This is a genomic window from Noviherbaspirillum phoenicis, from assembly GCF_047237965.1.
In the GTDB taxonomy this organism is placed as follows: Bacteria; Pseudomonadota; Gammaproteobacteria; order Burkholderiales; family Burkholderiaceae_D; genus Noviherbaspirillum_A.
Window position 1 is genome coordinate 86,043 of record NZ_JBDFLX010000001.1, and the last position, 11,120, is coordinate 97,162.

Here is an 11,120-nt window from a genome sequence, read left to right on the forward strand (position 1 = left end):
ACTAAATTGTTTTAAAAACATGGTTGTAATCTCGATAAAAGCTTCTATAATTCGAGGCTTCTGTAACTTTTGGTTAACATGAAATTTAACCTTTGCGAGCCAATGACCAAGCTAACAGTATTCCTGTTGCCTCATCTTCGCCGCGTGATCGTGCTGGTTGCGATGAGCTTGGTTTGCATTGTGTTTACAGGACAGCTTCTTTTTGTTCATGCGGCTGCGCCAGCGATTGACATTGACCTAGCGACTGGTTATGCGGCGGATAACTTTCAAACTCGTAACATCCAGCAATTTGCGGAAGATGTGAAGGTAGCAACGGACGGGCGCGTCAACATCCGTGTGCATTCGGGCGGACGTCTCCTAAAGCCGGCGGAAATCTTTGCGGGGGTGCGTGAAGGCAGGGCAGAAGCAGGTGAAGTCATCATGTCCAGTCTGGAAAAGGAAGAACTGCTGTTTGGGCTGGACTCGCTCCCTTTCATTGTTTCGGGCTACGAGGATGCTAGGCGTATGTGGCAAGCCTCGCGGCCGGCAGTCGAGAAGGCACTGGAAAAACGCGGATTAGCTGTTTTGTATGCTGTTCCATGGCCTCCTCAAAATCTTTACTCGTCCGATGAGGTCAACACGATTCGTGATTTCAGCGGACGTGCGATGCGGGTCTACAACCCAACTACACAGCGTATTGCAGAGTTGATCGGTGCAAGGCCAGTAACGGTGCAGGTCCTTGATCTTGCCAAAGCCATTTCCGCAAGGCGGGTGGAGTTAATGCTGACCTCAAGCTGGACAGGGGTAGATACCAAATCCTGGCGGGCGATGAACTATTACTACAAAGTAAATGCCTGGCTTCCCAAGAACATGGTCTTCATCAGGGCAGACACGCTCTCGCGGATAGCTGAGGCCGACCGCAAGGTGTTGATGGATGCCGCCCGTGTAGCAGAGGCAAGAGGGTGGCAGCTCAGCCAGGAAAGCGATCAGATTTACGAAAAGCAGTTGAGCGCCAATCACGTAAAGGTATTCGGCATGGATTTCATGATCCGCAGCTATCTTGACCGGATAGGCGAAATTGTTGCGCGCGAATGGCTAAAGAAGGCCGGTGTTACCGAACTGCAGGTGCTTCTGAAATACACGACAGACAGATCGATTAAATAAGTCAGCGTAACCACATAAACACTCTCAATGGCGGCATTAGTCGCTCTGCTGGACACACGGTAGTCATAGTTATTTGTCGACTTTGCGAATGACTAAAGGATCTGCCGTTTGCGTGATGCGTCTTGAAATTCAGGCTAAACCTCAGGCAAGACGGTAATGGAATTTGGGTCAGCATTTGCCCCAAGAAGGGTCCAATTGGGCGTCGCGTGACGCAGGTTTGGCATGAAATAGTCATTCGTCTTAACTGGTTCGGCTGTCGTTGTACAAGCAAACTTGGTTGAAATATTGCTCTTTATGCATCTTGCATGGAGCGCATTCCCCACACTTAAAGGAGATGCCCAATGCGGTTTCCATTGAAAGCGTTAAAACGAACGACCTTTTTTCTGACCGCATTCACTCTCAGTGGCGCGGCCATGGCGCAGCAGGAAATCAAGATCGGTGTTCTTTATCCGCTTACCGGAGCTGCGGCATCGACTGGCGCGGAACTTAAAGGTGCACTCGAATTAGCCGCTGACATCGTGAACAACGGAGCCAAAGATATACCAGACCTCCCTTTCTCCGGCGGAGGCGGATTACCTAACCTCAAGGGCGCAAAAATCAAGTTGGTATTTGCGGATCATCAGGGCAATCCTCAAATCGGCGCTACAGAGACAGAACGGTTGATAACGCAGGAAAAAGTTGCTGCAGTGGTTGGGGCGTATTTCAGCAATGTGACCGCAACCTCGAGCCAAGTCGCGGAGCGATACAAGATTCCTTACCTGAACCCAGACTCATCATCAACATCCTTAACCGCAAGAAACTTCAAATGGTTTTACCGCATCACGCCGCATGATGATTTATTTGTTCATAACTTTTTTGAGTTCTTCAAAGATCTGGAGGCCAAAAAAGGAATAAAAGTGGGGCAGGTCGCACTGTTTAACGAGAATACCCTGTGGGGTAATGAAACTTCTAAACTAGAAAGTAAACTTGCAGAAGAGCGTGGCGTAACTGTCGTAAAGTCAATATCTTATCCTGCAAAAAGCACTCAGCTGACATCGGAAATTCAATCCTTGAAATCCGGGAAGCCACAAGTCGTACTGCAATCTTCCTATTTGGGAGATGCGATTCTGGCAATGAAAACATATAAGGAGCTTAATTTTTCACCCGATATGATTTTGGCCAATAATGCCGGCTTCACGGATACCGAGTTCATTCGGACTTTAGGTCAAGACGCCGACCATATCATCACGCGAGAAGTATGGTCATTAGATCTGGCGAAGAACAAGCCTATTATTGGACAAGTTAATGAACTATTCCGCAGCCGTTATAAAGTTAATTTCACTGGTAATTCTTCACGTACATTTACAGGATTGCTAACGCTTGCTGATGCTATAAACCGTGCAGGCTCCACTGAGCCGGAAGCGATCAGGAAAGCCCTTTCAGAAACCAATATTGACGGCAAAAACACTATTATGCCGTGGAAGGGCATAAAGTTTGACCAGCAAGGTCAGAATGCTTTGGGTTCGGGAATTCTGGTGCAGATTGTCAACGGAAAATATCACACGATCTGGCCCTTTAATTTGGCTACACGTGAAGTGATTTGGCCCATGCCAAAGTGGGTGCAGTGATAAATTATTGATCTTTTAAGTCTAACAGTGGCGCCTTGGCATTTAAAAAAACCAAGGCGCCACTTGTACAGAAAAGCTGTTATAGATTTTTGCCAGGAGTATAAATGACGTCAGAAATTATCATCCAGACTCTCGCCTCGGGGCTACTAATTGGCCTAATTTACGCATTGATTGCCATAGGACTAACGCTGATTTTCGGTGTTATGGATATCGTGAACTTTTCACATGGCGAGTTCTTGATGCTAGGGATGTATTCCAGTTTCTGGCTCTATGCGATTTATCACTTGGATCCGATTTACACCCTTCCTCTTACGGCTGTACTTCTTTTTGGCGTCGGCGCCATGGTCTATCGGGTAGTTATCAAGAAGATTATAGATGCTCCCATGCTTGCTCAGATTTTTACTACATTTGGCTTGATGATCCTGTTTAGAGGTCTGGCTCAATTTCTATGGAAACCTGACTTCAGGACGGTAGGGAATTCAGTCGTCAGCGGCACGGTTTCCCTGTCGGGAATTCAAATCGGATTGCCCCAGCTTACCGCCGGGGTAGGTGCAATATTGGTAACCCTCGGGATTTACTTGTTTTTAACCAAAACAAGAACCGGCGCAGCCTTGGAGGCTACTGCAGCAGACAAAGAAGCCGCGCGTCTGATGGGAATAGATTCACAGCGCATGTTTACGTTGGCATGGGGTGTAGGCGCGGCCTGTGCAGGCGTCGCCGGCGGATTACTATCCACTTTTTTCCCCATCTTTCCTGAAATTGGTGCCAATTTTATTTTAACTGCCTTTGTTGTAGTAAATCTTGGTGGATTTGGTAGCGTCGTAGGTGCTTTGCTAGCTGGCATTTTGGTTGGAGTAATTGAAGTAATGGGCGGGTTTTTTCTTGGTCCGCAATACAAAATGGGGATAGTGCTTTGTCTCTTCCTTGCAGTATTGATGTTCCGACCACAGGGTCTGATGGGAAAAGTTTAAACCGTTAATAAAGGCCTCAGGGAGAATTATGAATCAGTTGAATCAACAACCGGTCGTCAGCGCCTCGTATGGATCGGCAGGATATAAATGGCCTACCCGCCTTTTCTTCGTCGTTTTGCTCGCCGTTGTCATTTTTTTTCCATTTTTTGAAAAATCTCCATCGCATCAGAACTTTGTAATTCTTGTACTCATGGCCGCGCAGCTTGGCGTGGCATGGAATATTATTGGTGGATATGCTGGGCAGATATCATTGGGGCAGGTGGCGTTTTATGGGCTGGGTGCCTATACTTCGACTCTTTTGTTTACAAAATTTGGTATTAATCCCTGGTTTGCCATTCCTATCGGTGGACTGCTTGCTGCCTGTATTAGTCTGGCTGTTGGCTGGTCCTGTTTTCGTCTGAAAGGACATTATTTTGCAATGGCCACTATAGCCGTTGCTGAAATTATCCAAATTGTCTTCACTAACTGGGATTTCGCAGGCGGTGCAGTTGGTCTCAACCTTCCTATGGAAGGCGGCTGGAAATTTCTTATCTTTGCAGACAAAGAGCCATATTATTATCTCGCTCTTGGATTGTTATTGCTGACATTGGGAGTCAATTACGCGATTGAAAAAAGTTATTTTGGATATTATCTTAGAGCAATAAAGGATGAGCCTGATGCTGCCCAAAGTCTGGGTGTTAATCTTAGTCTCTATAAACAGATTGCCTTCGCCATCAGCAGCTTTTTCACGGCATTGGGTGGCAGCCTATATGCGCATAAAGAGCTTTACATCGATCCCGGGTCAGTTCTACATACAGGCCTCTCGATAAAAATGGCTCTCGTATCTATTCTCGGCGGTGTCGGCACGTTATCAGGGCCTGTCATTGGTGCGGCCGTGCTGACGTTTATCGAGGAAGGTACGCGCATGCTATTCGGCGGATCCGGAAAAGGCACGGACCTGGTCATTTATGCCGCCCTGATCGTAGTAATTGCCGTCTATTATCCGGCCGGGGTTGTCGGCTGGATCCGCGGATACTTGTCCAGGCGGACTGCGATTCGCCAGATGCGATTGGAAGGGAGAAGCGCATGACTCTTCTTCGGGTGGAAAACGTATCCAAGCATTTCGGCGGGATCTGCGCCAATGAAGATATTTCATTTGAACTGGATGCGGGACAGATAGTTGGATTAATAGGTCCGAATGGCGCAGGAAAAACGACGATGTTCAATTGCATTGCCGGCTATTCTCACCCTAGTTGCGGGAATATCTGGCTCGACGGGAAGGAGGTCAGTGGCTTGCGACCGGACCAATGTGCTCGCATTGGAATAGGCCGGACTTTCCAGGTGGCACGCACTTTTCACAGTATGAGCGCACTGGAGAACGTGATGGTCGGCGCGGTACTAGGAAACAGGAGCATCCCAACTGCACGTGAATATGGCTGGCAATTACTCGAATTGGTTAGCCTTGCAAAATTTGCTGATAAACCGGCCGCAAGCATGACGATCAGCGAACAGCGCCGATTAGCCGTAGCCCGGTCTTTGGCGATCAAGCCCCGTCTTCTGTTAATGGACGAAGTCATGGCTGGCCTTAATCCGTCCGAAGTAAAGGAAATGGTGGATACGGTAAAGAAGATCCGCAATCAGGGCATATCTTGCCTGATCGTCGAACATGTTCTTGAGGGGATCATGCCCATTGCTGACAAAATCGTTGTTCTTGATTATGGAAGAAAAATCGCCGAAGGCCCGCCGCAGGTCGTTTCAAATGATCCCGTGGTGATCGCGGCTTATCTGGGAGACGAATAATGCTCCAGCTTCGGAATTTGAAAGTCAGTTATGACGGGGTTCTTGCTGTTTCCAAGGTGGATCTAGATGTACGTGCAGGTAGCATCGTTGCGCTCGTAGGGGGCAATGGAAACGGAAAATCGACAACGCTGAGAGCAGTCGCTGGCTTGAACGCCGTTGACCAAGGCTCGATTTTTTTCAAAGGCGAAGACATTTCAAAAGTTCCTGCCCACAAGCGCGTAGGACTTGGCTTGTCGCTCGTTCCGGAAGGGCGGCGCATCTTTGCGAGACTGACCGTTGAGCGCAATTTGGAACTGGGCGCTTACAGCCGCAGCAACAAGGAAGAAATCGCAGAGTCCATCGACACGATGTATAACCTGTTTCCGATTCTCAAGCAGCGGCGAAAACAGCTAGCCGGCACAATGAGCGGAGGCGAGCAACAAATGCTTGCCATTAGTCGCGGACTCATGGCGAAACCGGAGATGCTGCTGCTAGACGAGCCCTCATGGGGTATTGCGCCCAAGTTTGTCACCAAGGTGCTCGACACAATCCAGTTGATTAATGCCCAGGGCGTTTCGATATTGCTGGTAGAGCAGAGTTTGCATAAGGCGCTTGCAATCGCGCATTACGGTTATGTTATCCAGACCGGCCGCATTGTCATGGAGGGCACCGGGACAGAATTGCTGAATGACCCTGATATCAAGAAAGCGTATCTCGGATTATGAACATTTCTATTCAAAGCGCCGAGCCTGCTGAAATACGGGCGCTATGTCGCACCGGCGCGTTTGCGGGGCAAACCGCAGGTCTGGCAAATGGCTACGTTCAAACGAATCTGATGATTGTGCCTGCCGAGTATGCATTCGATTTTCTTTTGTTTTGCCAGCGCAATCCGCAGCCGTGCCCGCTAGTTGAAGTACTGGAGCCAGGCTGTTTTGCGCCTGCCTGCGCAAAAGGTGCTGACTTGCGCACGGATGTGCCTGGCTATTGCGTGTACAGGAATGGCGTGCTTACCGAACAACCAGAAGATATCCGCGCCTATTGGCGAGACGATCTGGTTGGCTTCATGCTGGGATGCAGCTTTTCATTTGAAAATGCGTTGATGCGTGAAGGCATTGCACTGCGCCATGTCGATCAAAAGACAAACGTTGCAATGTATAAAACCAATCTCGCATGTCATTCAGCGGGATGCATGCGAGGGAATATGGTCGTAAGCATGCGCCCTATAAAAGCTGCGGATGTGTCGCGTGCGGTCCAGATTACTGCCCGTTATCCTCGCGTGCACGGTGCCCCTGTCCATATTGGTTTTCCGCAGGGGTTGGGAATTGCCGATTTATCCAAACCAGATTTTGGCGACCCCGTGCCCCTGATGGATGATGAGCTGCCAGTATTTTGGGCATGCGGTGTCACCCCGCAGTATATTGCCGAGTTGAGCAAGCTACCTTTCTGTATCACTCATTCACCGGGGAAGATGCTGGTAACTGATTTGAAGAATGAAGAATTTGTTTAGGCAGCCTCGGTTTGCTCGTTTTATCTTGTTTTGCTTCCACCGGCTTCTAGCCGGCAAGTCAAGTGGCGGCGGGCGATAGAGCCACCTGACAAAGTTTTTGGGTCAGGTGTTTCCGCTCTGCAAAATTAAAGCAATCGCTATCCCGCGACACCAGTTTAAGCAGCACGCCAAAAAGCAAATAGCAGCAATGTGTAGAACGCTGCCACGATGTCATCCCACATCACGCCAAAGCCGCCCTTGACATGCCTGTCGAAGAAACGGATAGGTGGAGGCTTGACCATGTCGAAGAAACGGAACCACAGGAAGGCCGCGCACTGGGTAGAAAAGTCGGCTGGCGTCAGGAAAAGCATAACCAGCCAGAATGCGATTATTTCATCCCATACCATGCTGCCGTGGTCGGCGACACCCATGTCGCGCCCGGTCCGGTCGCAGGCCCAGATACCGACCGCGAAACCCGCGAGTATGGCGACTACCCAGAATAACGGTGTAAAGATGGCGGGCCAGAGACCGGTCGGTACGGCGAACAGAGCCCAGCCCATCAAGGTGCCTGCCGTGCCAGGCATCACCGGCGACAAGCCGCTGCCGAATCCCTGGGCCAGCCAGTGCGCGGGATGGGCGAGCATGAATTGCGTCAGAGCGGCGGTGGACTGCGATCCGACTGGCGAGCGCAACGGTGCAGTCATGGGGTGGAAAAATGGTCGAAGGACTGGAGCTGCAAGGACAGCGGCATGCCCGAGTGATCAGTAAGTCGCAGCCCTGGCACGTCCTCGATGGCGCCGATCCGTGTGACTTCGCACGCTGCGCGTTGCGCGGCCGCGTGGACTTCAGCGCGTGCCGCCGGTGGCGCGGTGAAGCATAGTTCATAGTCGTCCCCACCCGCCATGACGTAATTTCTACGTATGGCGCTTGCCTGCGTGCGCAGCACAGGGCCGGCGGGGACTGCATCCACGTTCACGGTTGCGCCAACGCCGGAACGTTGCAGGATATGCCCGAGGTCGCCGACAAGGCCATCGGAAATATCGATGGCGGCATGGGCGATGCCCCGCAGCGCCAGGCCAAGCGGAATGCGCGGCGTGGGCGCATGCATGCGAAGTCCGGCTGCTGCAAGGTCGGCATCCGACAGGTTGCATTCCTTGCGGTAGCCAGCCAGGGCCAGGCGTGCTTCGCCCAGGGTGCCGGAGATCCAGATGTCGTCGCCTTCCCGGGCCTGGTCACGGCGCAGCGCGAGGCCGGGCGGGACATGGCCGAATACGGTGATGCACAGGGTAAGCGGGCCCTTGGTGGTGTCGCCGCCAATCAGTTGGCAGCCATGTTCTTCGGCCAGTGCAAACAGGCCGGCCGAGTACCCGGCCAGCCAGGATTCATCCAGGGTGGGCAGGGCCAGTGCCAGGGTGAAGCCGACTGGCTTTGCGCCCATGGCGGCCAGATCAGACAGGTTGACTGCCAGGCTCTTGTGTCCAAGCAGTTTCGCATCGGCGCCCGGGAAAAAATGGCGTCCTTCCACCAACATGTCGGACGAAATGGCCAACTGCATGCCCGGCGCGGGCGCCAGCAGCGCGCAGTCGTCGCCTACGCCGAGATCGACGCCGCTGCCTGCAGACGGCGCGCATGTGAAGTAACGGGAGATGAGGCTGAATTCGGAAAGCATGCCGGATTGTACTTGAGCTGCTTCCGGCCAGGCTATGCAGCAAGGCTGAAACGATGCCAGCCAAGTGGTTCACGCGGGCGTGGCGGGACGAGCTTGGGCACAAGCAGGGCAACGCGATGCGACGGCGCCACGGCAGTCAGAATCCATCGTCGGCGTCAATGCCTCCGGTAGTCATGAAGAAATCGAGCGGAGACCGCTTCGCCGCCCCTAAGCAAAAAACGATTACAGCACCGCACTAATCAGCGAAAATCGATCAGGGCATACCCCGCAAGACCACGCTGCAGGCCCCGCGGAGTAAAGGTCAGGACACATTCTTGCCTGCGATGGTGGCCCTGTTGACCGTAGTGGGGCTGAGGGTGCTGAAGCCGGCTGTCAGCCAGCGTTACCGGTTGCCAACGTCTTGCCGAGTTCTGCCATTAACACCTGGCGGCTCGCGGCCTCGTGATGCGACAGGCCGAATCCCGCCACCACGCCTTCCGCATCGATGAAGCGGCATACGGTGCGACCGCTTTCCTCGGTGGTATGCCATTTGCCGTCCTGCAGCGCCTTTTGCGGCGGCGGCACCAGTGCCAGCGGGTAGCAGGGCGTCTTGACGATGACAGCCGCCGGCTTGAGATCGATTGCGGTCGGGGTGCCGGTCAGCGTTTTGGCAATGGCGCGCCCGGCGTTGAGCAGCGGTGCGATATACGGCAGGATGCGGGTGGCGCCATCGGCTTCCGTGTACTCGGCGCAATCGCCCAGTGCATAGACATCCGGCGCGCTGGTCTGGCCGTAGGCATCGACCACGATGCCGCGATTGATCTTCAGGCCGGCAGCCTGGGCCAGCGCGGTGCTGGGCCGCAGGCCGACAGCGGAAAGCACGATGTCGGCTTCCACCGTCTCGCCATTGGCCAGCGTGGCTGTGATGCCTTTTTCGCCGCGATCGATCCGGCTTGCCGTGGTGCCCAGGCACAGCCGCACGCCGCGGTCTAGCAGCGCCGCCTGCAAGCCTTCGGACAATGCCGGCGCGGCCAGCGCCGCCAGGGGCAGCGGATTGGGGTCGATCAGGGTGACGGCGTGGCCGCCGCTGGCCAGGTCGTCTGCGAACTCGCAGCCGATCAAGCCGGCTCCCAGGATCATCACCCGCGCCTGGCGTCCGGCTTCGGTCGCATCCAGCAGCGCGCGGAAGCGGGCATAGTCTTCCACGTGATTGACCGACATGACCTGTTCGGCGGCGTCGCCCTGCAGCGGCAGCCGGATCGGCTGGGCGCCGATGGCAAAGATCAGCTTGTCATAGTCCAGAACGCCGGCGCTGGTGGAAAGGGTCTTCGCGGCGGTGTCGATGCCGTCCACCTTGGTGGAAGTAAGGATGGTGGCGCCTATCTGCGTGGCGAGCTGGGTGGCGCTCTGCGTCACCAGCTGGGCCGGCAGCTTTTTCTGGGCATAGGCGTTGGACAGCATGGGCTTGGAATAGAAGCCGCCATCGTCCGCGGTGATGATGGTGATCGGCACTTCCTTGTCGAGCTTGCGCAGTTCGCGGGCGGCGGTATAGCCAGCCATGCCGGCGCCAATGATGATGATGGGTTTCATGAGCATCCTTGCAAAAAATGCGCGCCATGCCGGTAGCCGGGATGGCGCGCTTCAGTATCTTATTGTTTCGCAGCGAGAACGCAGGTTCGGCAACCGGCAACCTGCGTGTTCCGGAGCGCCAGTATAGCGGCTGCGTCAGGGGCTGGCTTCAGCCTGGCAGGCCACGCACTGTGGCTGGGCAGGCTGATGGCGGCCTGCGTCCGGCTGGCGTCAGATTTCCACCATTTCGAAGTCGGCCTTGGAGACGCCGCAGTCCGGGCATTCCCAGTTGTCGGGAATGTCGTTCCAGCGGGTGCCGGCGGGGATGCCTTCTTCCGGCATGCCGATGCTTTCATCGTAGACAAAGCCGCAAACGACGCATTGATAAGTTTTCATTGGATTCCCTTTCTTGAGATTAAATTCGGTATGCCGTCAGGCGGCCTTGTCGAGCGCGTTCAGCACGTCGCGATAGTGGTTGGCGTGGCGCTCCTCGACCTTGGCCAGCGCGGCGAAGCGCTTGGCCGCCATTTCCAGGGTGCGACGGAAATTCTCGGCATGTTCCTTGGATTCGGCAATCTGCTCGTCGAACTCCGCCACGGCCGCCTGGTTGCCTTCTTCCACGGCGAGGTGGCGGAACTTCGGATACATCTCGGTGTACTCGTAGGTTTCGCCCTCGATCGCGATTTCCAGCGCCTTCGCAGGGGTCATCTTCGCCTTTGGATAGAGCAGGTCGAGATGGCCGAAGGCATGCATCACTTCCTGATCGGCGGTGGCTTCGAAGGCTTGCGCGACATCTTCGGCGCCGGCAGCGCGCGCCAGCTTGGCGAAATAACGGTACTTGATATGCGCCATCGACTCGCCAGCGAAGGCGGCTTCGAGGTTTTGGACGGTAACGGAATTGTGGTCAGCCATGATGTACTCCCTTGGAAAATTAAATT

12 protein-coding genes are annotated in these 11,120 nt (G+C 53.9%); 7 read left to right on the plus strand and 5 right to left on the minus strand.

All coding sequences use genetic code 11. The annotated features are described in order from the left end of the window. Positions 1–102: 102 nt before the first annotated feature. From ABC383_RS00390 to ABC383_RS00420, 7 genes are all read left to right on the plus strand, one after another. Positions 103–1,143 carry a TRAP transporter substrate-binding protein gene (locus tag ABC383_RS00390; RefSeq protein WP_413010943.1) on the plus strand — a complete coding sequence of 347 codons (1,041 nt, stop codon included), beginning with the start codon at positions 103–105 and terminating at the stop codon, positions 1,141–1,143. A gap of 341 nt (positions 1,144–1,484) precedes the next feature. Further along, on the plus strand, positions 1,485–2,750 hold the full coding sequence (locus ABC383_RS00395) for an ABC transporter substrate-binding protein (RefSeq protein WP_413010945.1): 1,266 nt from the start codon (positions 1,485–1,487) through the stop codon (positions 2,748–2,750). Positions 2,751–2,854: 104 nt separating this feature from the next. Further along, positions 2,855–3,721, plus strand: a complete 867-nt coding sequence (locus tag ABC383_RS00400) for a branched-chain amino acid ABC transporter permease (protein WP_413010947.1) — start codon at positions 2,855–2,857, stop codon at positions 3,719–3,721. 28 nt (positions 3,722–3,749) lie between these two features. Then, on the plus strand, positions 3,750–4,790 hold the full coding sequence (locus ABC383_RS00405; protein WP_413010949.1) for a branched-chain amino acid ABC transporter permease: 1,041 nt from the start codon (positions 3,750–3,752) through the stop codon (positions 4,788–4,790). Further along, on the plus strand, positions 4,787–5,500 hold the full coding sequence (locus tag ABC383_RS00410) for an ABC transporter ATP-binding protein (protein WP_413010951.1): 714 nt from the start codon (positions 4,787–4,789) through the stop codon (positions 5,498–5,500). Before ABC383_RS00405 ends, ABC383_RS00410 begins: the two co-directional genes overlap by 4 nt. Continuing rightward, on the plus strand, positions 5,500–6,204 hold the full coding sequence (locus ABC383_RS00415) for an ABC transporter ATP-binding protein (RefSeq protein WP_413010953.1): 705 nt from the start codon (positions 5,500–5,502) through the stop codon (positions 6,202–6,204). Before ABC383_RS00410 ends, ABC383_RS00415 begins: the two co-directional genes overlap by 1 nt. Next, entirely contained in the window at positions 6,201–6,986 is a 786-nt protein-coding gene (locus tag ABC383_RS00420) for a putative hydro-lyase (protein WP_413010955.1), read from the plus strand. Before ABC383_RS00415 ends, ABC383_RS00420 begins: the two co-directional genes overlap by 4 nt. Positions 6,987–7,141: 155 nt before the next feature. Here ABC383_RS00420 and ABC383_RS00425 read toward each other — a convergent pair whose 3' ends face one another. The 5 genes from ABC383_RS00425 to ABC383_RS00445 form a co-directional block, all read right to left on the minus strand. Further along, complete coding sequence (locus ABC383_RS00425) at positions 7,142–7,669, minus strand: phosphatidylglycerophosphatase A family protein (protein WP_413010957.1); 528 nt, start codon at positions 7,667–7,669, stop codon at positions 7,142–7,144. Continuing rightward, positions 7,666–8,634: a thiamine-phosphate kinase gene (thiL, locus tag ABC383_RS00430; RefSeq protein ID WP_413010959.1), complete on the minus strand. Its 969-nt coding sequence runs from the start codon at positions 8,632–8,634 to the stop codon at positions 7,666–7,668. Before thiL ends, ABC383_RS00425 begins: the two co-directional genes overlap by 4 nt. 372 nt (positions 8,635–9,006) lie before the next feature. Next, complete coding sequence (locus tag ABC383_RS00435; RefSeq protein ID WP_413010961.1) at positions 9,007–10,203, minus strand: FAD-dependent oxidoreductase; 1,197 nt, start codon at positions 10,201–10,203, stop codon at positions 9,007–9,009. A 210-nt stretch (positions 10,204–10,413) separates the two neighbouring features. Next, positions 10,414–10,578 (minus strand): rubredoxin, encoded by a 165-nt coding sequence (locus ABC383_RS00440; protein WP_194712833.1) that lies wholly within the window; start codon positions 10,576–10,578, stop codon positions 10,414–10,416. Between the two features lie 36 nt (positions 10,579–10,614). Beyond that, the gene (locus ABC383_RS00445) at positions 10,615–11,094 is read right to left on the minus strand and encodes a rubrerythrin family protein (protein WP_413010963.1); all 480 of its coding nucleotides are present in this window, start codon (positions 11,092–11,094) and stop codon (positions 10,615–10,617) included. Between the last annotated feature and the right edge of the window lie 26 nt (positions 11,095–11,120).